Annotated in this window: 18 protein-coding genes and 1 tRNA gene; 9 read left to right on the top strand and 10 right to left on the bottom strand. The window is 68.5% G+C overall.

Translation table 11 applies throughout. The features are described from left to right. Positions 1–124: 124 nt before the first annotated feature. From thrB to ACFQRE_RS13510, 6 genes are read right to left on the bottom strand one after another with little or no spacing between them, the layout of a single operon-like run. Entirely contained in the window at positions 125–1057 is a 933-nt protein-coding gene (thrB, locus tag ACFQRE_RS13535; RefSeq protein ID WP_380123149.1) for a homoserine kinase, read from the bottom strand. Positions 1058–1059: 2 nt separating this feature from the next. Further along, positions 1060–2148: a threonine synthase gene (gene thrC, locus ACFQRE_RS13530; protein WP_380123147.1), complete on the bottom strand. Its 1089-nt coding sequence runs from the start codon at positions 2146–2148 to the stop codon at positions 1060–1062. Position 2149: 1 nt separating this feature from the next. Further along, positions 2150–3475, bottom strand: coding sequence for a homoserine dehydrogenase (locus tag ACFQRE_RS13525; RefSeq protein WP_380123145.1), 1326 nt, complete (start codon positions 3473–3475; stop codon positions 2150–2152). A gap of 50 nt (positions 3476–3525) precedes the next feature. Beyond that, on the bottom strand, positions 3526–4986 hold the full coding sequence (lysA, locus tag ACFQRE_RS13520) for a diaminopimelate decarboxylase (protein WP_380123143.1): 1461 nt from the start codon (positions 4984–4986) through the stop codon (positions 3526–3528). Between the two features lie 11 nt (positions 4987–4997). Then, the gene (gene argS, locus ACFQRE_RS13515; protein ID WP_380123141.1) at positions 4998–6644 is read right to left on the bottom strand and encodes an arginine--tRNA ligase; all 1647 of its coding nucleotides are present in this window, start codon (positions 6642–6644) and stop codon (positions 4998–5000) included. 9 nt (positions 6645–6653) lie between these two features. Further along, on the bottom strand, positions 6654–7088 hold the full coding sequence (locus ACFQRE_RS13510; protein ID WP_380123139.1) for a response regulator: 435 nt from the start codon (positions 7086–7088) through the stop codon (positions 6654–6656). Between the two features lie 73 nt (positions 7089–7161). Here ACFQRE_RS13510 and ACFQRE_RS13505 point away from each other — a divergent pair. After that, positions 7162–7236: transfer RNA gene (locus ACFQRE_RS13505), tRNA-Arg, on the top strand. A 227-nt stretch (positions 7237–7463) separates the two neighbouring features. Here ACFQRE_RS13505 and ACFQRE_RS13500 read toward each other — a convergent pair. Both ACFQRE_RS13500 and ACFQRE_RS13495 read right to left on the bottom strand, forming a co-directional pair. Further along, the gene (locus ACFQRE_RS13500; RefSeq protein ID WP_380123137.1) at positions 7464–8501 is read right to left on the bottom strand and encodes a hemolysin family protein; all 1038 of its coding nucleotides are present in this window, start codon (positions 8499–8501) and stop codon (positions 7464–7466) included. Continuing rightward, the gene (locus ACFQRE_RS13495) at positions 8498–9847 is read right to left on the bottom strand and encodes a hemolysin family protein (RefSeq protein WP_380123135.1); all 1350 of its coding nucleotides are present in this window, start codon (positions 9845–9847) and stop codon (positions 8498–8500) included. Before ACFQRE_RS13495 ends, ACFQRE_RS13500 begins: the two co-directional genes overlap by 4 nt. A gap of 188 nt (positions 9848–10035) precedes the next feature. Here ACFQRE_RS13495 and ACFQRE_RS13490 point away from each other — a divergent pair, with 188 nt between their 5' ends. The 5 genes from ACFQRE_RS13490 (at position 10036) to ACFQRE_RS13470 (ending at position 16929) form a co-directional block, all read left to right on the top strand. Beyond that, positions 10036–11016, top strand: a complete 981-nt coding sequence (locus ACFQRE_RS13490; protein WP_380123133.1) for an ABC transporter ATP-binding protein — start codon at positions 10036–10038, stop codon at positions 11014–11016. After that, positions 11016–11840, top strand: coding sequence for an ABC transporter permease subunit (locus ACFQRE_RS13485; protein ID WP_380123131.1), 825 nt, complete (start codon positions 11016–11018; stop codon positions 11838–11840). Before ACFQRE_RS13490 ends, ACFQRE_RS13485 begins: the two co-directional genes overlap by 1 nt. 237 nt (positions 11841–12077) lie before the next feature. Then, on the top strand, positions 12078–15980 hold the full coding sequence (locus tag ACFQRE_RS13480; RefSeq protein ID WP_380123129.1) for a multifunctional oxoglutarate decarboxylase/oxoglutarate dehydrogenase thiamine pyrophosphate-binding subunit/dihydrolipoyllysine-residue succinyltransferase subunit: 3903 nt from the start codon (positions 12078–12080) through the stop codon (positions 15978–15980). 83 nt (positions 15981–16063) lie between these two features. Continuing rightward, on the top strand, positions 16064–16240 hold the full coding sequence (locus ACFQRE_RS13475; protein WP_009775737.1) for a DUF6104 family protein: 177 nt from the start codon (positions 16064–16066) through the stop codon (positions 16238–16240). Positions 16241–16242: 2 nt separating this feature from the next. Beyond that, positions 16243–16929, top strand: a complete 687-nt coding sequence (locus ACFQRE_RS13470) for a GDSL-type esterase/lipase family protein (RefSeq protein ID WP_380123126.1) — start codon at positions 16243–16245, stop codon at positions 16927–16929. Between the two features lie 13 nt (positions 16930–16942). Here ACFQRE_RS13470 and ACFQRE_RS13465 read toward each other — a convergent pair whose 3' ends face one another. Continuing rightward, positions 16943–17911: a zinc-binding dehydrogenase gene (locus tag ACFQRE_RS13465; RefSeq protein ID WP_380123124.1), complete on the bottom strand. Its 969-nt coding sequence runs from the start codon at positions 17909–17911 to the stop codon at positions 16943–16945. 48 nt (positions 17912–17959) lie between these two features. On the opposite strand from ACFQRE_RS13465, the gene mmuM reads away from it, so the two are divergent. Next, positions 17960–18844, top strand: coding sequence for a homocysteine S-methyltransferase (gene mmuM / locus ACFQRE_RS13460; RefSeq protein ID WP_380123122.1), 885 nt, complete (start codon positions 17960–17962; stop codon positions 18842–18844). Positions 18845–18863: 19 nt separating this feature from the next. On the opposite strand, the gene ACFQRE_RS13455 is transcribed toward mmuM, so the two are convergent. Further along, positions 18864–20021 (bottom strand): NAD(P)-dependent malic enzyme, encoded by a 1158-nt coding sequence (locus ACFQRE_RS13455; RefSeq protein WP_380123120.1) that lies wholly within the window; start codon positions 20019–20021, stop codon positions 18864–18866. 171 nt (positions 20022–20192) lie between these two features. Here ACFQRE_RS13455 and ACFQRE_RS13450 point away from each other — a divergent pair, with 171 nt between their 5' ends. Together ACFQRE_RS13450 and sodN are read left to right on the top strand one after the other, a co-directional pair. Continuing rightward, the gene (locus tag ACFQRE_RS13450; protein WP_380123118.1) at positions 20193–20552 is read left to right on the top strand and encodes a S24/S26 family peptidase; all 360 of its coding nucleotides are present in this window, start codon (positions 20193–20195) and stop codon (positions 20550–20552) included. Positions 20553–20618: 66 nt separating this feature from the next. Then, positions 20619–21020 carry a superoxide dismutase, Ni gene (sodN, locus tag ACFQRE_RS13445; RefSeq protein WP_380123115.1) on the top strand — a complete coding sequence of 134 codons (402 nt, stop codon included), beginning with the start codon at positions 20619–20621 and terminating at the stop codon, positions 21018–21020. The last annotated feature ends 55 nt before the right edge of the window (positions 21021–21075 follow it).

Genomic DNA, 21075 nt, shown 5'->3' with positions numbered 1-21075 from the left:
GAAGGGTGCGTATCGCGGTAGGCATCGGTTGAGCAGAACGCTTCCCCGGCATCAACTACGACCGCGCCTCCACACTAACACCCTGAACCGCGCGACAGCCCCCGCGACGCCCGCTTCGACGCGCTCAGGAGTCGTCGACCTGCGCACCACGATCCGGTATGCCGGGCAGCAGGATCTGCCACCCGTCACCTCCCGCTTCGCTCACCGCTGGCGCCGTGGCCGAGGTGGCGAGGACGAGGACGGACGGGCCGGCCCCGGAGATGACCGCCGCATGACCCGCAGCACGGAGCTGGTCCACTAGTTCCATCGAGGCGGGGTAGGCCGGGCGACGGGGCTCCTGGTGCAACCACTCCCGCGTGCCGTCGAGGAGGTACTCGGGCGCACTGGTGATGGCGTGGATGAGGAGCGCCGCACGGGCGGAGTTGGCAGCCGCATCGGCCAGTCGCACCTGAGCGGGCAGCACTGCTCGCGCCGTGGCCGTGGACAGTTGGGTCTGGGGAGTGAAGACGACGGGGACGATGTCGGGGTGGGCGACGAGCCGAAGGGTCGCGGTCCCCTTGTCGGCGTCGTCGGACCATGAGAGCGTCACGCCACCGAAGACACTCGCGGACGAGTTGTCGGGGTGCCCCTCAAGTCGTGCCGCGAGATCGTTCACCACGGCGAGGTCGAGGTCGGCGCCGGGCTGGCCCTCACGTGCCGCGCGGAGGGCGTGTGCGAGGACGATGCCGGTGACGATCGCGGTAGCCGACGAACCCATCCCACGGCCGTGGGGCACGGCGTTGTCGCACTCGAGTCGCAGGCCCGGAGGGGGCTGCTCCCCGAAGGACTCAAAGGCGCGCACGAAGCTGCGGAAGACGAGGTGGGAGGCGTCGGTCGGGACTGCTCCGGAGCCCTCCCCCGCCACCGCGATCTCGAGTCCCGAGTGTGCGAGAACCGTTGCGCGACACCGGTCCCAGACACCGAGAGCGACTCCGATGGAGTCAAAGCCCGGGCCGAGATTGGCACTGCTCGCGGGCACCGCCACGGCCACGGAGGTGCCGGGCTCCCACCGCCCCACGATCAGCTCTCGAAGCCGAGAACCTCGGCGACAGCCTGGGCCTCGGCATGGACCTTGACCGGCACGATCTCGGAACCGTCAGCGGTGCGCAGCGCCCACTGGGGGTCCTTGAGGCCATGGCCGGTCACGGTGCAGACGATGGTCGCGTCGCGCGGGACCTGACCTCGCTCGCTCGCCTGCATCAGGCCGGCGATGCTCGCAGCCGAGCCGGGCTCGACGAAGATGCCTTCGGTCGAGGACAGCAGCCGGTGTGCGGCGAGGATCTGCTCATCGGTGACGGACTCGATGCGGCCACCGGACTGGTCGCGCGCCTCTTCGGCCTGGCGCCAGGAAGCAGGGTTGCCGATGCGAATCGCGGTGGCGATGGTCTCTGGGTTGTCGATCGGGTGGCCGAGGACGAGTGGAGCAGCCCCGGCTGCCTGGAAGCCCCACATCTGCGGAGTGCGGGTCGACACTGCGGGCAGGCCCTCGGCGTCCGCGGCGTACTCGCTGTAGCCGCGCCAGTATGCGGTGATGTTGCCGGCGTTGCCGACCGGGAGGATGTGGATGTTCGGGGCGTCGCCCAAGGCATCGACGATCTCGAAGGCCGCGGTCTTCTGCCCCTCGATGCGCGCCGGGTTGACCGAGTTCACGAGTTCGACGGGATGCACCTCGGCGAGTTTGCGGGCCACGGTGAGGCAGTTGTCGAAGTTGCCGTCGACCTGGATCAGGGTGGCGCCGTGGGCGATCGCCTGGCTGAGCTTTCCCATGGCGATCTTGCCCTCGGGGACGAGGACGGCGCAGGTCATGCCGGCCTTCGTCGCGTATGCCGCGGCCGAAGCGCTCGTGTTGCCCGTGCTCGCGCAGATGACAGCCTTCGCGCCACGACCCTTGGCATAGGAGATCGCGGTGGTCATCCCGCGGTCCTTGAAGGACCCGGTCGGGTTGAGGCCTTCGTACTTGACGAGGACGTTGGCACCGACGAGCTCGGACAGGTGCTCGGCCTGGATGAGCGGCGTGCCGCCCTCGTGCAGGGTCACGACAGGCGAGCCGGCCAGCATCGGCAGGCGGTCGGCATACTCACGGATGACTCCGCGCCACTGGTGTGCCACGTCAGGCCCCTTCCACTCTCATCCAGGAGACGACGGCGTCGACGGTGTCGAGGCCGGTCAGTGCATCGACCGTCGCGGCCAGGGCCGAGTCGGTCGCCCGGTGGGTGACGATGACGAGCGAGGCGCGCTCGTCGCCTTCACCCAGCACCCGCTGACGGACCGTCTCGATCGACACCCCGTGCTCCGCGAACGCTGATGCCACCTGCGCGAGGACACCCGGGCGGTCGGCCACGGCGAGGCTGATGTGATACCTCGTGGTCGCCTGACCCATGTCGACGACGGGCAGGTCGGCGTAGGCCGACTCGGTCGGGCCGTGCCCTCCGGCGAGGCGGTGGCGGGCCACCGCGACGACGTCTCCGAGGACGGCCGACGACGTCGGGTCGCCACCGGCACCCTTGCCGTAGAACATGAGCTCGCCCGCGGCCGTGGCCTCGACGAAAACCGCGTTGTAGGCATCACGCACCGAGCCCAGTGGGTGGCTGCGGGCAATCATGGCCGGGTGCACCCGCACGCTCACGCCGCTGGGGGCGCCGGACTCGTCGCGGACGAGTTCGCAGATCGCGAGCAGCTTGACGACGGCATCCATGTCACGGGCCGCCTGGATGTCCGCGGCGGTCACCTCGGTGATCCCCTCGCGGTGCACGTCATCGATGGAGACGCGGGTGTGGAACGCCAACGATGCGAGGATCGCCGCCTTGGCGGCTGCGTCGAAGCCCTCGACGTCGGCGGTCGGGTCGGCCTCCGCATAACCGAGCGACTGGGCCTGCTCGACGGTCTCGGCGAAGCCGGCGCCGGTCGAATCCATCTTGTCGAGAACGAAGTTCGTCGTGCCGTTGACGATGCCGAGGATGCGCTGCACGTCGTCACCGACGAGGGACTCGCGCATCGGGCGCACGATCGGGATGGCGCCGGCAACGGCGGCCTCGTAGTAGAGGTCGACTCCGTGCTCGCCCGCGGCGGCATACAGAGTCGGCCCGTCCTCGGCGAGCAGCGCCTTGTTGGCGGTGACCACCGAGGCTCCGTGCTGCATCGCCGTGAGGATGAGCTCGCGGGCCGGGTCGATGCCGCCGATGACCTCGATGACGATGTCGGCGCTGCGCACGAGGGTGTCCGCATCCGCCGTGAAGAGTGAGGGGTCAACAGGAACATCGGGACGCGCACGGTCGGGACGACGCACGGCGATGCCGATGAGCTCGAGCCGGGCGCCGACGCGCGAAGCCAGGTCATCGGCGTTGTCGACGAGCATCCTCGCGACGGAGGAGCCCACGACTCCACAACCGAGCAGGGCGACCTTGAGGATCGGCAGATCAACGGTGGGGGATGCCATTTCGGCGGGGTTCTCCTCAGGCGTCACGGGTTCATGCCGCGGCGAAGTGTTCATAGCGCTGCGTCATCACTGCTCCCGACGTCGAGAGCAAGCAGGTCGTCGATGGTCTCACGGCGCACGATGACCCGTGCCTTGCCGTCTCGGACCGCGAGCACCGGCGGCCGCGGAGTGTGGTTGTACTGGCTGGAGAGCGCGCGGCAGTAGGCACCGGTGCCCGGCACGGCGATGAGGTCACCGGGCTGGGTGTCTGCGGGGAGCCACTCGTCCTGGACGACGATGTCGCCACTCTCGCAGTGCTTGCCGACGACGCGGGCCAGCATCGGTTCGGCATCGGAGCTGCGGTTGGCCAACGTGCACGAGTAGTCGGCCTCGTAGAGCGCGGGCCGCACGTTGTCACTCATGCCGCCGTCGACGGAGACATAGACACGGGAGTGGTGGTCGCCGAGCTCGACCGGCTTGACCGTGCCCACCTCATAGAGCGTGAAGGTCGACGGCCCGACGATGGCGCGGCCCGGCTCGATCGAGACCCGAGGCACAACCACGTCACCGTCTCGTGTTCCCAGAATCGCCTTGAACTCGCGGCCCACGATGTTGGCCAGCTGCTCACCGAGTTCCCCGGGCTGCAGCGGCGTGTGCTGCGACGTGTAGGCCATGCCGAACCCGCCGCCGAGGTCGATCTCGGGGCTGTGGTGACCCAGCTCGTTGGCGATCTGCGCGTGCAGTCCCACAAGGCGACGCGCACTCATCTCGAAGCCGCCCGTGTCGAAGATCTGGCTGCCGATGTGCGAGTGCAGTCCGCGCAGGTCGAGGGTGTCGTGGGCCAGGACGGCCTTGGCCGCGTCGAGCGCCTGCCCGCCGGAGAGGCTGAAGCCGAACTTCTGGTCCTCGTGCCCGGTGGCGATGAACTCGTGGGTGTGGGCCTCGACGCCGACGGTCACGCGGATCATCACCGGTGCGACGACGCCGAGGTCGGCGGCGACTGAAGCCACGCGCTCGATCTCGATGAACGAGTCGACGACGATCCGTCCCACGCCGTAGTCGAGCGCGTGGCGGATCTCGGACAGTGACTTGTTGTTGCCGTGGAAGCCGATGCGCTCGGGCGGGAACCCGGCGCGGCGGGCCACGGCGAGCTCGCCGCCGCTGCAGACATCGAGGGAAAGCCCCTCTTGCGCAACCCAGTTCGCAACCGCGGTGCACAGGAACGCCTTGCCTGCGTAGTAGATGTCGGCGCCACCGCACACGGTCTCGAAGGGCGCCGCGAAGTCGTCGCGGAACGACCGTGCCCGCGCCCGGAAGTCACCCTCGTCAACGACGTAGGCCGGCGTGCCGAACTCGCGCGCGATGCTCTCCACGTCGAGACCGGCGACGGTCAAGCGGCCCTCGTCGCCACGGCATACCGAATCTGCCCAGAGCTGCGGGAGCAGCGCGTTGACGTCGGTCGGGAACGGCAGGTAGAGCGGGGGTCCGCCATAGCCTTCGGCGTGGAGGGCACCGGCCTCGTGCGAACGCATCGTTCAGCCCCTCACATGCGCTCGGGCGCGCTGACGCCGAGCAGGTCGAGGCCGTTGGCGAGCACCTGGCGGGTGGCGTCGTTGAGCCACAACCGGGTGCGGTGGAGGTCGGTGACCTCCTCGTCGGCGTTCATGGGCCGGACCCGGCAGGTGTCGTACCACTTGTGGTAGCGGCCGGCGAGATCCTCGAGGTAGCGCGCCACCCGGTGCGGCTCCCGCAGGTGGGCGGCCTGCGCGACGACCCGCGGGAAGTCGCTGAGGATCGCGAGAAGGGTCGCCTCGGTGGCATCGGTGAGCAGCCCCGGGTCGAACCCGCCCTCGCGGCTCACGCCGTCCTCCCCCGCGAGCCGGGACACGTTGGCCGTGCGGGCGTGGGCGTACTGGACGTAGAAGACGGGGTTGTCGTTGGTCTGCTTGCGCAGCTCTTCGCCGTCGAGCGACAGCGGGCTGTCGGCCGGGTAGCGAGCCAGGTTGTAGCGCACGGCGTCCTTGCCGATCCAGTCGAGCAGGTCATTGAGCTCGATGATGTTGCCGGCCCGCTTGGACAGCCTGGCGCCGTTGAGGTTGACGAGCTGACCGATGCGCACGTCGATGTTGACGTCCGGGTCGTCGCCGGCGCAGGCCGCGATCGCCTTGAGTCGGCCGATGTAGCCGTGGTGGTCGGCACCAAGGAGATAGATCTTCTCGGTGAAGCCGCGGTCCTTCTTGCTCAGGTAGTAGGCAGCGTCGGCCGCGAAGTAGGTCGGAACGCCGTCGGCGCGGATGAGGACGCGGTCCTTGTCGTCCGTGAAGTCGGTCGTGCGCAGCCACACCGCGCCGTCCTTGTCATCGACGTGGCCCTGCTCGCGGAGCCGTTCGACCGCGCTCTCGACCGCGCCACCGTCGTGGAGCTCCTGCTCGGAGAACCACACGTCGAAGAACACACCGAACCGCTCGAGCGTCTGCTGGATCTCGGCGAGCTGCGCCGTGTAGGCGAGCGGTCGGACGAGCGCGATGGCCTCGTCGTCGGGCAGGTCGAGCACGTCCGGGCGCTGCTCGACGACGCCCTTGGCGAGGTCGCCGATGTAGGCACCCGGGTAGCCGCCCTCGGGAGTGGGCTGACCCTTGGCACTGGCCAAGACGCTGAGGGCGAACTTGTCCATCTGGGCGCCGGCGTCGTTGATGTAGTACTCCGCCGTCACGTCGGCACCCGACGCGGTCAGCAGGCGACGCATCGAGTCGCCCAGCGCAGCCCAGCGGGTGTGGCCGATGTGCAACGGCCCCGTGGGGTTGGCCGAGATGAACTCGAGGTTGATCGTGTGGCCGGCTTCGGAGTCGTTCTTTCCGTATGCCGTGCCGCTCTCGACGATGTTTCGCGCCAGCTCTCCAGCGCTCGCCGCATCAAGGGTGATGTTGAGGAAGCCCGGACCGGCGACGTCGACCTGCGAGATGCCGTCGATCGCGGTCAAGCGCTCGGCGAGGCGGGTCGCGAGGTCTCGCGGCGGCATACCGGCGGCCTTGGCCAGCTGGAGGGCGATGTTGGTGGACCAGTCGCCGTGGTCGCGGTTCTTGGGTCGCTCCACGCGCACCTCTCCGGGGACGTCGGCGGTGAAGTCACCGGCGGCAGTGGCCTCGAGCAGGGCAGCCCGGATTGCGGAGGAGAGTTCTTCGGGAGTCACCCGGGAAGTCTATTGGGCCGGAATCTCCGGGCGTCCGTCGGCCGCGAGGCGTGAGATGACGTCGACCAGGTCGACCGGGTCGAAGGGTTTGCCGATGAAGGCGTCGAAACCAGCGAGCGCTGCGGCGCTGCGGTCGTGCTCAGTGGTTGAGGCTGTGACCAGAACGGTCGGGACCCCGGCGAGGCGGGGATGCGCGCGGATCGCGGCAATCGCCCACCAACCGTCACGGCGGGGGGTCTGCGCGTCGAGGATGATGACGTCGGGCACCCGGGCCGACGGATCGATGAGGTGACTCATTGCCTCGTGGCCGTCAGCGGCCTCCAGGACGTCGAATCCCTCGAGCTCGAGGTTGATCCGGATGATGGCTCGGATGGAGTCGATGTCGTCGCACACCATGACCAGCGGCCGGGGCGTGATCGCCACGACTGCGGGTATGGATTCCATGGTCCGAACTTTAGGCTGATACCCTCCCTGAGCATCCCAGAACAGCCCGAATAGTCACTATTCGGACCGTTGAGCCCCCGTAGCTCAGGGGATAGAGCACCGCCCTCCGGAGGCGGGGGCGCAGGTTCGAATCCTGCCGGGGGCACCAAAACGACGAAAGACTTTGAACTTCGCGAAGCGTTGTTCAAAGTCTTTCGTCGTTTGGGGCCCACGGCAGAAGTAACAGGCGCTTCGAACGGAGTGAGAGCGCCGACGGGGGCACCATGGGGCAGCACGACGCAGTCGGGCACAGGTTCAGGGCCGAAGGCCCGCTGCCCGACAGGCGACGGTGCAGCGGAAGCTGGCGGCAGCGGACGAACTCAGCCGCGCTGGGACTCAGCGGCGCTGGGACGAGTCCGTGACCTCTCCGACCAGCTCCTCGATCACGTCCTCAAGGAACACGACGCCGATCACTCCCCCGTCGTCGCCGACGACCCGCGCCAGGTGCGAACCCGTCCGCTGCATCGTGGCCAGTACGGATTCCACCTCGTCGCCAGGTCGCACGTTGGCCATCTTGCGGATGCGTTTGGCCGGCACCGGCTGGAGGCGCTCCTCCTCGTCGGCGAACAGGACGTCCTTGAGGTGGAGGTAGCCGGACAGCTCTCCTCCGGCATCGACGACCGGGAAACGGGAGTACCCATGTCGGGCCACGAGTCGTTCGATGCTGTCCGGGGTGGCGTCCAGGCCCACGGTGATGAGTGCACCCAGGGGCACACCGACGTCGCGGGCGTCCTTGTCGCTGAACTCGAGCGCTGCCCCGAGCAGGCCGTACTGGTCCGCTTCGACGAGCCCCTCCTTGTGCGACTCGGAGAGGATCTGGGCGACCTCCTCGGCGGTGAAGGCCGAGGCGAGCTCGTCCTTGGGGTCCACGCCGAGCGCGCGGACGAGGACCTTGGAGATCCAGTCCATGGCGCTGATGATCGGCTTGACGACCTTGGACACGACGACGAGAGCGGGCACCAGTGCGATGGCTGCCCGTTCGGGCGTCGCGATCGACAGGTTCTTGGGGATCATCTCGCCGATGACGACGTGCAGGAACACGACGATGAGCAGGGCGAGGACGAGCGCCAGGATGTCGGCGGCGGCCTCGGGGGCTCCCAGTGCTTCGACCGGACCGACGAACGCGTGGTGCAGCGCCGACTCGGAGACGGCACCCAGCAACACGGAACACACCGTGATCCCCAGTTGCGCCGTCGCGAGAAGGATTCCGGTGCGCGACATGGCATCGAGCGCGGTGCGTGCGCGGCGGCTGCCTTCCTGGGCGAGGGGTTCGAGCTGACTGCGCCGGGCCGACATCGCAGCGAACTCGGCGCCGACGAAGAACGCGTTGGCGAGCAGCAGGACGAGGGTGATGAGGACGGTTCCCAGACTCATGCGGATGCCCCCTCTTCCGCGTCGGGCGAGCCCGTTGGGGCGTCACCCTCCACCGCGACGAGGGTGAAGCGCAGGCGGTCGACCCGACGCGCCTCCATGTCGATGACCGTGATCCGCCACCCGGGCAGCTCCACGACGTCACCGACCTCGGGCACCCGCCCGAGCTCGGACATGAGGAAACCGGCGACCGTTTCGTATGCCGGCCCCTCGGGGATCTCGATGCCGGTGCGCCTGTGCACCTCGTCGGGTCGCCAGAGACCCGGGACGGTCCAGGATCCGTCCTTCATCTGGCGGCCGGTGGTCTGGCTGCGGTCGTGCTCGTCGGAGACCTCGCCGACGATCTCCTCGATGAGGTCCTCGAGCGTCACGACCCCGGATGTGCCGCCGTACTCGTCGACGACGATCGCGAACTGTTGACCGCTGTCGCGCAGGTGGATGAGGAGCGGGTCGAGGCGAATCGTCTCGGGGACGACGAGCGGTGGTGTCATGAGGGCGGAGACGGGCACGTCGTCGCGACGTTCGTGGGGGACGGCGATGGCCTTCTTGACGTGCACCACACCGTCGACGTCGTCCCAGTCGTCGTCGATGACGGGGAAGCGGGAGTGACCGGTCTGGCGCGCGAGCTCGACGCATTCGCGGGCCGAGGCGGACCGGTCGATGGCGGTTGCGCGCGAGCGCGGGGTCATGACGTCGGCTGCGGTCTGGGCACCAAAGGTGAGCGAGGCAGTGACGAGGCGGGCCGTCCCCAGGTCGAGCGTCCCGGCCTCGGCGGACGTCCTGATGAGCGAAGCGAGCTCAGCAGGGCTGCGCGCGGCCGAGAGCTCCTCCTGCGGCTCGACACCCATGGCTCTCAGGGCGGCATTGGCCGTGCCGTTGAGGACGTGGATGAAGGGCTTGAACGCGAGGGCGAACCACCGCACCGGGCCGGCGACCCATTTGGCCGTGGCCAGTGGCGTCGAGATCGCGAGCGTCTTGGGCACCATCTCGCCGACGATCATCGAGAAGATCGTGGCGATGACCATGGCGAGAACGGAGGCCACCCGTTCGGCGAGGGAGTCGCTCAGACCCAGGGACTCGAGCGGCCCGAGCAGCAGTTTGCCGATCGACGGGTTGGCCAGGAAGCCGAGCACCAGCGTGGTCAGCGTGATGCCGACCTGAGAGGCCGAGAGCTGCGTCGACAGGGAGCGCAGGGACGTGAGAACGGACCGGGCGCCCCCATCGCCGCGCTCGACGGCCTTCTCGACACTGGGCCGATCGAGTGCGACCAGCGCGAACTCGGCGGCAACGAACAGGGCGGTCCCCAGCGTCAGCGCAATGCCGGCGAGGACGAGTAACCACTCGGTCATAGTGGAATCCATCCTACGGACCTCACGACAGCCAACGGGACCCCGCCACCCGGCGCACCGCGATCGCCGGTCGAGCACGTCATCCTTCGGGTGGACCTCCGCTCCACCGCGCGGTTGACCCTCTCGCGACGTGAGCCTGCGAGACTTGGCGCCATGGCCAAACATCAGCATTTGGGGGGCGGCGCTCGATGACCGCCACGTCCACGTCCACCGGCGCACGCATCGAGGTGCGTGACCTCACCAAGACCTTCGGGTCCTTCACTGCCGTCGACCAGTTGTCCTTCGCGGTCGAACCCGGCCGGATCACCGGCTTCCTCGGGCCCAACGGCGCCGGCAAGACCACGAGCCTGCGCATGCTCCTGGGGCTCATCCATCCGACCTCGGGCAGCGCGACGATCGATGGCCAGAACTACCACGACCTCGATCACCCGATGTCGATCGTCGGCTCAGCCCTCGAGGCGACCAACTTTCACCCGGGCCGCACCGGTCGAGACCACCTGCGCGTCCTTGCAGCCGCGGGCGGCCTGCCCGTCAGCCGGGTCGACGAACTCCTGGACCTCACCGGCATACCCGCTGCTGCGCGCAAGCGCGCCGGTGAGTACTCCATGGGCATGCGCCAGCGCCTCGGTCTCGCGGCCGCGCTGCTCGGTGACCCGAGGGTCCTCATCCTCGACGAGCCGTCCAACGGTCTCGACCCCGAGGGCATCCGTTGGTTGCGCGGCTTCCTGCGCCACCTGAGCAGCGAGGGCAAGACGATCCTCGTCTCCAGCCACCTCCTCCAGGAGGTGGAGGCCACGGTGGACGACGTGGTCATCATCGCCAACGGCCGCATGGTCCGCTCCGGTGCCATGTCAGAGCTGCGCGGCGCTCCCTCGACGATCGTGCGCACCTCCGACACCTCACAGCTCGCTGGCGCCCTGCGCGTCGCCGACGTCATGGCCTCCCCCGGCACCGACGGTGAACTCATTGTCGAGACGACCGACAAGCGACTCGTCGGTGACGTGGCCCTGCGAGCGGGCCTGCCCGTCTGGGAGCTGCGCGACCGCAAGGCCGACCTCGAAGCGCTCTTCTTCGAGCTCACCGAGGGCACCAACCGCAACCTCGGTGGCGGCACTGCCAGCCCTGCCGAAGCCGATGCCGTCACCGGCCAGGAAGGGGCAAACCTCTGATGGGCAACGCCATCAAGTCCGAGATCCGCAAGATCTTCACCACCCGCCTCTGGTGGGGTCTGGCCATAGGCCTCGCCATCCTTGCTGCCCTCATCTCCGCGGGCTTCGCCGCACTGGTCGGAGTGGAAGGTGCTGGCGGGCCGGACGACGGGAACAACCCGTTCGGGTCGATGACCATCGGCACCGCCCAGCTGATCTACAACGCCGGGCTCATCCAGAACCTCACGACACTGTTGCCCCTGGCACTCGGCGTCCTACTGATCACGTCCGAATACCGCCACAAAACGATCTCGTCGACCTTGCTCGCCACGCCGAAGCGCTCGGTGGTTCTCCTGTCGAAGATCGCAGCCGTCGCGGTGATCGGCGCCGTCTACGCCGTGATCCACGCGGCCTCGAGCATCCTCGGTGGGGCGCTCATCCTGACCTTGGTCAAGAACCAGCCGACGATGCTCGGCGAACCCGAGGTCTGGCGCTCCTTGGGTGTCGGCGTCATCGCGTTCATCCTGTGGATCCTCCTTGGCTTCGGCTTCGGCATGCTCGTGCGCAACCAGATTGCCGCAGTGCTCCTCGCGGTGGGTGTCGGATTCGTCGCACACATCGCCCTGAACATCATCTTCGGTGTCCTCGAGTGGACCACTGCGGCGAAGTTCATCCCGGGCAACCTCACCGCCTCCATGCTCGTCCAGAGCGACCCGGTGGCTGGCGGCAGTTCAGGGCCGCAGCCGTACTTCACGTGGTGGGTCGCCGGCCTGATCCTCGCTGGCTATGCCCTCGCCATGTCGATCGCCGGGGCATGGCGGATGTCGCGTCAGGACATCTCCTAGGACCTCCCACCGCAGGTGAGCAGGCTGGACTCAGGGGCCGGCCCCGCTCCCTGCGGTGGGTCAGGAAAGGCCGAGCCGGTATGCCGTGTGCGAGCCACACGGCATACCGGCTCGTTTTCGTGCGGTGACACACAGCCGCAGACAGGCTGGACCGACGCCCGGCAGGCGGGGTCGGAGAGATAGGCTGGCCGGACCCGAGAACCCTGAAGTCAACGCACAGAAAGAGGCGTAACCGCCGTGCCCGACCAGCCCGCTTCGAACGATCCCCTCACAGCCTTCGGACCCAACGAATGGCTGGTGGACGAGCTCTTCGAGCAGTACCAGAAGGACAAGAACTCGGTCGACAAGGCGTGGTGGGACTTCTTCGCTGACTACGACCCGGCGGCCGCACACGCGGGAGCCGGCAACGGCGCGGCTCCGGGCGACGCTGCGGCACCTACTGCGGCACCTGCTGCGACCACGCCGGCCGTGCCTGCTGTTCCGGCACCGGCTGCATCACCTGCTCCTGCCGCCCCGTCGCAGCCCGCCCCCGCGAAGTCAGCGGCGCCGGCGGCAGCCCCGGCCGCCACGCCCCCGGCTCAGGCCCCCAAGGCCGAGGCCCCCAAGGCCGAGGCCCCCAAGGTCGAGGCCCCCAAGGTCGAGGCACCCTCCGACGCTCCAGCCGGGGCGCCCAAGCCTCGCGATGCGGCCCCGGCCAAGTCCGAGTCAGCTGTCAACGCGCCCGAGACCTCGCCGATCCGCGGTGCGAGCGCCCGGGTCGTCACCAACATGGAGGCCTCGCTCACCGTCCCGACGGCGACGAGCGTGCGCGCCGTCCCGGCCAAGCTGCTCGTCGACAACCGGATCGTCATCAACAACCACCTCGCCCGCTCGCGCGGCGGCAAGGTGAGCTTCACCCACCTCATCGGTTTCGCCGTCGTCAAGGCTCTCGGCGTCATGCCCGCCATGAATGCGGGCTTCACCACCGACGAGAAGGGCAAGCCGGTGCTCGTGACGCCGGCCCACGTCAACTTTGGCCTCGCCATCGACCTCGAGAAGCCCGACGGCACGCGCCAGCTCCTCGTCCCGTCCATCAAGTCCGCCGAGACCATGGACTTCGGCCACTTCTGGACCGCCTACGAGGAGATGGTCAAGAAGGCCCGCGGCGGCAAGCTCACCGTCGAGGACTTCCAGGGAACCTCGATCTCACTGACCAACCCCGGTGGCATCGGCACCGTCCACTCCGTCCCGCGCCTCATGGCCGGTCAGGGTGCGATCGTCGGCGTCGGCGCGATGGACTACCCCGCCGAGTGGCAGGGAGCGAGCGACGAGACGCTCAACCGCAACGCCGTCTCCAAGATCCTCACGCTGACGAGCACCTACGACCACCGCATCATCCAGGGCGCCCAGTCCGGCGAGTTCCTGCGCGTGATCCACCAGTTCCTCCTCGGCGAGAACGGCTTCTACGACGAGATCTTCGAGAGCCTGCGCATCCCCTACGAGCCGGTGCGCTGGGTCCAGGACATCTCGGCCTCGCACGACGACGACATCAACAAGGTGTCGCGCGTCCAGGAGCTCATCCACGCCTACCGCGTGCGCGGCCACCTCATGGCCGACACTGACCCGCTCGAATACAAGCAGCGGCGCCACCAGGACCTCGACGTCACGAGCCACGGCCTGACGCTGTGGGACCTCGACCGCTTCTTCGCGACCGGCGGGTTCGGCGGCCAGCCGTTCCTCAAGCTCCGCAAGATCCTGGGCATCCTGCGGGACAGCTACTGCCGCAGCATCGGCGTCGAGTACATGCACATCCAGGACCCCGAGCAGCGCGAGTGGATCCAGTCCAAGATCGAGGTCGGATACGCCAAGCAGACGCGCGAGGAGCAGCTGCGGATCCTGCGCAAGCTCAACGCCGCCGAGGCGTTCGAGACCTTCCTGCAGACCAAGTTCGTTGGCCAGAAGCGCTTCTCGCTCGAGGGTGGCGAGTCCGTCATCGCCCTGCTCGACCGCGTCCTGTCGCTGGCTGCCGAGGACGACCTCGAAGAGGTCTGCATCGGTATGCCGCACCGCGGTCGCCTCAACGTGCTCGCCAACATCGCCGGCAAGTCCTACAGCCAGATCTTCCGCGAGTTCGAAGGCAAGCAGGACCCCAAGTCGGTCCAGGGCTCGGGTGACGTCAAGTACCACCTCGGCACCGAGGGCACCTTCACCGCCGAGGGCGGGGCGACGACCAAGGTCTACCTCGCGGCCAACCCGTCGCACCTCGAAGCGGTGAACCCCGTGCTCGAGGGCATCGTGCGCGCCAAGCAGGACCGCCTCGATCTCGCCGGTGAGGACTTCACCGTCCTGCCCGTCCTCATGCACGGGGACGCGGCGTTCGCTGGTCAGGGAGTCGTCGCCGAGACGCTCAACCTGTCGCAGCTGCGCGGATACCGCACGGGCGGCACGGTCCACATCGTCGTGAACAACCAGGTCGGCTTCACGACCTCACCGAGCTCGTCGCGGTCGTCGACCTACTCGACCGACGTTGCCCGGATGATCCAGGCGCCGATCTTCCACGTCAACGGTGACGACCCGGAGGCGTGCGTGCGCGTCGCCGAGCTCGCCTACGAGTTCCGCAAGGACTTCGCCAAGGACGTCGTCATCGACATGGTCTGCTACCGCCGTCGCGGTCACAACGAGGGCGACGACCCGTCGATGACCCAGCCGCTCATGTACAACCTCATCGAGGCCAAGCGCAGCGTCCGCAAGCTCTACACCGAGTCCCTCATCGGTCGTGGCGACATCACTGTCGAGGATGCCGAGGCCGCGCTGCGCGACTACCAGCAGCAGCTCGAGCGGGTCTTCGTCGAGACCAAGGAAGCGCTCAAGCAGAACGACGCGGACGCGGCCAGGGCCGCCGACGACAACTACACCGGCACCGACGTCGAGGGTCACACCGGTCTCGAGCCGCCCAAGGCCCAGACGACCGATGCCACGACGCGATCCGCGACCGAGACAGCGATCTCGCCCGAGGAGCTCAAGGCCATCGGCGAGGTCTTCGCCAACCCACCCCACGGCTTCACCGTCCACCCCAAGCTGCAGCAGATGCTCGACAAGCGCGTCGGCAGCGTCAGCCAGGGCGGGATCGACTGGGCCACCGGCGAGCTCCTCGCCTTCGGCTCGCTCCTCAAGGAGGGGACCCCGGTGCGGCTCGCCGGTCAGGACAGCCGTCGCGGCACGTTCGTGCAGCGTCACGCCGTGCTCATCGACAAGGAGACGGCGCTCGAGTGGACGCCGCTGCTCTACCTGGGCGAGGGTCAGGGCCGCTTCTGGGTCTACGACTCCCTGCTGTCCGAGTTCGCGGCCCTGGGCTTCGAGTACGGCTACTCCGTCGAGCGGCCCGATGCCCTCGTCCTCTGGGAGGCCCAGTTCGGTGACTTCCTCAACGGCGCGCAGACGATCATCGACGAGTTCATCAGCAGCTCGGAGCAGAAGTGGGGCCAGCGTTCCTCCGTCGTGCTCCTGCTCCCCCACGGCTACGAGGGCCAGGGGCCGGACCACTCCTCCGCCCGCATCGAGCGCTTCCTGCAGATGTGCGCCGAGGACAACATGACGGTGGCCTACCCGACGACGCCGGCGTCGTACTTCCACCTGCTGCGCCGCCAGGCCTACGCCCGACCGCGTCGACCGCTCATCGTCTTCACGCCGAAGTCGATGCTGCGCCTCAAGGCAGCCTCGAGCATGCCCGAGGACTTCACGACCGGCACGTTCCGTCCGATCCTCCCGGACCGCGAGGGTGCGACCAGCGGCACCGTCGACCGGGTGCTCCTCGCTGCCGGCAAGGCCGTCCACGAGCTCGAGGCCGAGCGGGCCAAGCGTGGCGACACGAGCACCGCGATCCTGCACATGGAGCAGTACTACCCGCTCCCGGGCAAGGAACTCGCCGACGAGCTCACCAAGTACCCCGACGCCGAACTCGTCGTCGTGCAGGACGAGCCGGAGAACCAGGGTGCGTGGCCCTTCCTGGCCCTCAACCTGCCCAAGGCCCTCGCCCAGCACGACGTCCAGCGCCCGCTGCGCGTCCTCTCGCGCAAGGCGTCGGCCTCGCCGGCGACGGGCTCCTCGAAGAAGCACCAGGCAGAGCAGGCCGACCTCGTCGCACAGGCCTTCAACCGCTGACGTTCGACCACACGGTCAGACGCACCGCCCGGCGCGGCCCGGTCCTCACGGACGGGGCCGCGTCTGCGCGTTAGGGTTCCTTGGTGTACTTCACCGACCGAGGGATCGAGGAGCTCGAGGCACGCAGAGGCGACGAAGAGGTCACCTTGGCCTGGCTCGCCGAGCAGCTGCGCACCTTCGTGGACCTCAACCCCGATTTCGAGACACCCGTCGAGCGCCTCGCCACCTGGCTGGCTCGGCTCGATGATGAGGACGACTGAACATGACCGACCAGATCCACCACTCGGAGCCCACCGACGAGGGCTCCCCCGGCGACATCGAGTTCCGACCGAGTGCCGACTTCACCGCGCCCGGAGACGGCCCTCGTGACGTCGCCATCGTCTTCATGGGCGACTCCCTGGTGGCTGGTGTCGGCGACCCCAAGGGGCAGGGATGGGTGACCCGCGTCGTCGGGCGCACCGCGCACCCGGAAGTCGAGTTCACGGCATACAACCTGGGGGTTCGGGGACAGACGAGCGGTGACGTGCTCGCGCGCTGGCACACCGAGTGCCCGCCGCGGTGGAAGTCACGCAGCGAGCGACGCCTCGTGGTCTCCTATGGCGCCAACGACATCGCCGCCGGCGTCACGCTGGCCCGCCACCGGCTCAACCTCGCCAACATCCTCGACGAGGCAGCGAGCACCGGCGTTGCCGCGTTCGTCGTGAGCAGCCCGCCCACGAGCGACGAGGCGTTCAACGAGAAGCTCGCCGTGCTCGTCGAGGCCCAGGCCGACGTGTGTGCTCGGCGCTCGGTCCCCTTCGTCGACTGCTTCCGCCCGCTGCTGGGCCACGACCAGTGGCGTTCCGAGCTCGCGGCCAGCCGCGACGGCCACCACCCCGGCCAGGCGGGTTATGGCCTCATCGCGTGGCTCGTCCTGCACAACGGCTGGAACGAGTGGCTCCAGATCTGAACCCCAGATCGGTTCACGCTGCAAACACCACCTTGCCGGTGACCTGACCGTCGACCATCTTGGCGAAGCCGTCGCGTGCGTCAGCGAGCGGGACGACCGAGTCGATCAGGGGCTCGATACCCTGCGCGACAACGAAGTTCGCCAACTTCTGGAGCTCGTCGCGAGTGCCCATCGTCGAGCCGATGACGCGCAGCTGCTTGAAGAAGATCTTGGTCAGCTCGGCCTTGGCCGGGGCGTCGCCCGAGGTTGCGCCCGAGATGACGATCGTCCCGCCGGGCCGCAGGGCATTGACGGAGTGGGACCAGGTCGCCGCGCCGACGGTCTCCATGACGGCGTCGACGCGCTCAGGCAGTCGCTGACCGGAGGCGAACGCGCGGTCGGCACCGAGGGCGACGGCCTGCTCGCCCTTGGCCTCGTCGCGGCTCGTCACCCACACGCGGATGCCGGCAGCGGCGCCGAGCTGGACGAGGGCCGTGGCGACGCCACCGGCCGCTCCCTGGACGAGGACCGTGCCTCCGGGCTGCACCTGCGAGTTCGTGAAAAGCATCCGGTATGCCGTGAGCCAGGCCGTGGGAAGGCAGGCGGCCTGCTCCCAGCTGAGTTCCGCCGGCTTGGGCACGAGGTTGGTGCGCGGCACGGCGACCTTGGTCGCCAAGGTGCCGTCGTGCAGCTCCGAGAGAAGGGTACGGCGAGGGTCGAGGGTCTCGTCACCGTTCCAGCCGTCCGACGGAATGACCGCGTGGATGAGCACCTCGTTGCCATCGGGGTCGATGCCGGCCGCATCGCAACCGAGCACCATCGGCAACCGGTCGGCGGCCAGTCCCACTCCACGCAGCGACCACACGTCGTGGTGGTTGAGGGCGCAGGTCCTGACGTCGACGACGACCCACCCGTCGCGCGCCTGCGGGTCGGGGCGCTCCCCCACCTCGAGGCCCGAGAGCGGGTCGGACGCGGACTGGGAGACAGCGTAGGCAGCGAGCATGGTTCGACCCTACCCATGGCCCAGGAGGTGCAGTGCGACGATGTGGCGATGACCATCGACGCGCTCCTTCGCACCGGGCCGGTCGTCCTCGACGGCGGCTTCTCCACGGCATTGGAGGCACGAGGTCACGACCTGTCCGGGCGCCTCTGGTCGGCCCGGCTCCTGCGGCAAGCCCCCTCGGAGGTGGTCGCGGCCCACCGCAGCTTTGTCGACGCAGGGGCCGAGATCCTCATCAGCGCCTCGTACCAGGCGAGCTACGCGGGCTACGTCGACGCCGGACTGACCGAGCAGGACTGCGACGCCGACCTCGACGCCTCGATCGAACTGGCCCGTCAGGCCGCCGACGGTCGGGCCCTCGTCGCTGCCTCGGTCGGTCCCTATGGCGCGCACCTGGCCGACGGGTCCGAGTACACCGGCTACCCGGACGTGAGCCGAGCGACGTTGCGAGAGTTCCACTCCCGCCGACTGGAGCGCTTGGTGTCGGCCAACCCCGACCTCGTGGCCGTCGAGACCATCCCCGAGGTGACCGAAGCAGAGGTCGTGGTCGAACTTCTCACCGAGCTCGCCCCAGCCCTGCCATATTGGGTGTCCTTTTCGGCGACGGAGGGCGCGCGACTCACCGGGGGCGCGCCGTTCACGGAGGCCATCGACGTCGTGCGCGGAGCAGGCATCGCCGTCGGCGTGAACTGCACAGCGCCCCGACACATCGACGAACTCCTCGAAGCAGGCGATCCGAGCGTGCCCTACGTCATCTATCCCAATGCGGGCGCGACCTACGACCCCGACAGCAAGACCTGGACCGAGGACGGCTCAGCGCATTTCTCGTCGACCACGGTGCAGCATTGGCACGACCTCGGAGCCCGCTTCATCGGAGGCTGCTGCGGCATCGACGCGGACGGCATCCGCGAGATCGCGGGCGCCGTCCGCGCCTGAGTGACGCGGCAGAGAGCCGTCAGGCGAGCTTGGCCACTGCGGCAGCAACGATGTCGGCAACACCCGGCGCGAACACGCTCGGCACGATCTCTTCGGCCGTGGGCTCGGGCACCATCGCTGCGATCGCCTCGGCCGCAGCCAGCTTCATCGCCTCGGTGATCTGGCTCGCTCCCGAGTCGAGCGCCCCCCTGAAGATGCCCGGGAACGCCAGGACGTTGTTGATCTGGTTCGGGAAGTCCGAGCGACCGGTGGCGACCACTGCGGCATGCCGGTGGGCGACGTCGGGGTGCACCTCGGGGTCAGGGTTCGCGAGCGCGAAGATGATCGAGTTCGGCGCCATCCTCGCGATCTCTTCCTCGGGCACGGTGCCACCGGAGACACCGACATAGACGTCAGCGTCGACGAGGGCGGTGCCGATCAGACCTGACAGGCCGCGAGGGTTGGTGGAGGCAGCGATGCGGTGCTTGTGGCCGGTGAGGTCCGTGCGTGACGGCGAGATGATGCCGCGAGAGTCGCACACGACCACGTCTCGCACCCCAGCCCTCTGGAGCAGACCGGTCACTGCAACCCCGGCAGCGCCGGCGCCGGCGACGACGACCCGGAGTTCTGGAAGGGCGCGGTCGACGACCTTCGCTGCGTTGAGGAGCCCGGCGAGCACGACGATCGCGGTGCCGTGCTGGTCGTCGTGGAAGACGGGGATGTCGAGGCGCTCCTTGAGCTGGTCCTCGATCTCGAAGCAGCGCGGAGCCGAGATGTCCTCGAGGTTGATGCCGCCGTAGGAGGGCGCGATGCGGGCGATGGCGTCGACGAGCTCGTCCACGCTTCCGGTCTCCATGCACACCGGAATGGCGTCGATCCCGCCGAAGTGCTTGAAGAGGATCGCTTTGCCCTCCATCACGGGCATGGCCGCCAGCGGACCGATGTCACCCAGTCCGAGGACCGCCGTGCCGTCGGTGATGACAGCGACGGTGTTGCGACGAGCGGTGTAGCGGGCCGAGAGACTCGGGTCCTCGGCGATGGCCCGGCAGACGTCAGCAACGCCCGGTGTGTAGAGCAACGACAGGTCATCGCGATCACGCAGAGGCTGCGTCGCGTGTACGCCGAGCTTTCCGCCTTCGTGAGCCCGGAAGACCGGACCCTCGAAGTCGAAGCTGGAGTACAACGGGGACGCAGACATGACAGGACTCCCAACACAAAGAACTTGCGCAACCGAAGCGGATCGGTGCGACGGGCCGAGTCCCGGGTGGGGGACGTCGAGGGGCGGGAGGTGTGCCGCGCTCGGCCATCCTCGCACGCTCCGGGCTGGCACGTCTCCGGCTTGCCGCGTGCTCAATGCCACAATCAGCGCGTGCCCTTCCGGTCGATTCCCCGTCCTCGCATCGTGCGGGTGCGCGGCCGGTCCATGGAACCCACGCTCCGCGAGGGCGACCTGCTCCTCGCCCTGTGGGGTGGCAGCGTTCGTCCAGGAGTCATCGCCGTCGTTCGTCTGCCACCCGACGCCACGGGGGCTCCTCGACCTCTCTCGATCAAGCGAGTCGCGCGGGTCGACCCGGACGCTCCGGACCGTTGGTGGCTCGACTCCGACAATCCCCGGGAGGGCGTGACCTCCTTCGAGGTGGGCTCCCTCGACCCGGGCGACGTCCTCGCTGTGGCGCTGGCTCGGGTCTGGCCCCGCCCCGGAAGGGTGACCACACGGCATACGCCGTGATCAGGCCCGCAGGGCTCGTTGTAGGTTGGGAAGTGGCCACAACTCAGCCCAACGAAAGGGACGTTCATGCGCCTCCCCACTCTGTTCAGCATCACCGATGTCAGCGCCCACTGCGACCTGCCCTGCGGCGTCTACGACCCCACCCAGGCCCGCATCGAGGCGGAGTCGATCAAGGCGATCATCGCCAAGGTCGCCGACAACGACGACCCCGACTTCCGCACCCGCGCCGTGCTCATCAAGGAGCAGCGCTCGCAGCTCGTCAAGGAGCACCTGTGGGTGCTCTGGACCGACTACTTCAAGCCGCCGCACTTCGAGAAGTTCCCCAACCTGCACAGCCTGATCAACGAAGCCACCAAGCTCGCTGGCGCCTCGGGCACCAAGGGTGAGTTCGACGCCGCCAAGGCCGACGAGCTCCTCGCAAAGATCGACGAGATCGACGAGATCTTCAAGGAGACCAAGAAGGCCTGACCCGCGACAGCGAGCCACCGCTCGAAGGCCCCGGCGCACGACGTGTGCCGGGGCC

The sequence above is a fragment of the Knoellia pratensis genome (genome assembly GCF_042666395.1).
Taxonomy (GTDB): Bacteria; Actinomycetota; Actinomycetes; order Actinomycetales; family Dermatophilaceae; genus Knoellia; species Knoellia pratensis.
Note: the sequence above shows the minus strand (reverse complement) of the source record. Positions and strands in the feature narration are given on the sequence as shown.

Bases quoted from the DNA above. Each gene is read 5' to 3' on its own strand.
- ACFQRE_RS13510 (WP_380123139.1), bottom strand. From the start codon at position 7,088: ATGGAATCCATACCCGCAGTCGTGGCGATCACGCCCCGGCCGCTGGTC.
- ACFQRE_RS13495 (WP_380123135.1), bottom strand. From the start codon at position 9,847: ATGACCGAGTGGTTACTCGTCCTCGCCGGCATTGCGCTGACGCTGGGG.
- ACFQRE_RS13500 (WP_380123137.1), bottom strand. From the start codon at position 8,501: ATGAGTCTGGGAACCGTCCTCATCACCCTCGTCCTGCTGCTCGCCAAC.
- ACFQRE_RS13525 (WP_380123145.1), bottom strand. From the start codon at position 3,475: ATGGCATCCCCCACCGTTGATCTGCCGATCCTCAAGGTCGCCCTGCTC.
- ACFQRE_RS13465 (WP_380123124.1), bottom strand. From the start codon at position 17,911: ATGCTCGCTGCCTACGCTGTCTCCCAGTCCGCGTCCGACCCGCTCTCG.
- sodN (WP_380123115.1), top strand. From the start codon at position 20,619: ATGCGCCTCCCCACTCTGTTCAGCATCACCGATGTCAGCGCCCACTGC.
- ACFQRE_RS13455 (WP_380123120.1), bottom strand. From the start codon at position 20,021: ATGTCTGCGTCCCCGTTGTACTCCAGCTTCGACTTCGAGGGTCCGGTC.
- ACFQRE_RS13470 (WP_380123126.1), top strand. From the start codon at position 16,243: ATGACCGACCAGATCCACCACTCGGAGCCCACCGACGAGGGCTCCCCC.
- mmuM (WP_380123122.1), top strand. From the start codon at position 17,960: ATGACCATCGACGCGCTCCTTCGCACCGGGCCGGTCGTCCTCGACGGC.
- lysA (WP_380123143.1), bottom strand. From the start codon at position 4,986: ATGCGTTCGCACGAGGCCGGTGCCCTCCACGCCGAAGGCTATGGCGGA.
- ACFQRE_RS13490 (WP_380123133.1), top strand. From the start codon at position 10,036: ATGACCGCCACGTCCACGTCCACCGGCGCACGCATCGAGGTGCGTGAC.
- ACFQRE_RS13485 (WP_380123131.1), top strand. From the start codon at position 11,016: ATGGGCAACGCCATCAAGTCCGAGATCCGCAAGATCTTCACCACCCGC.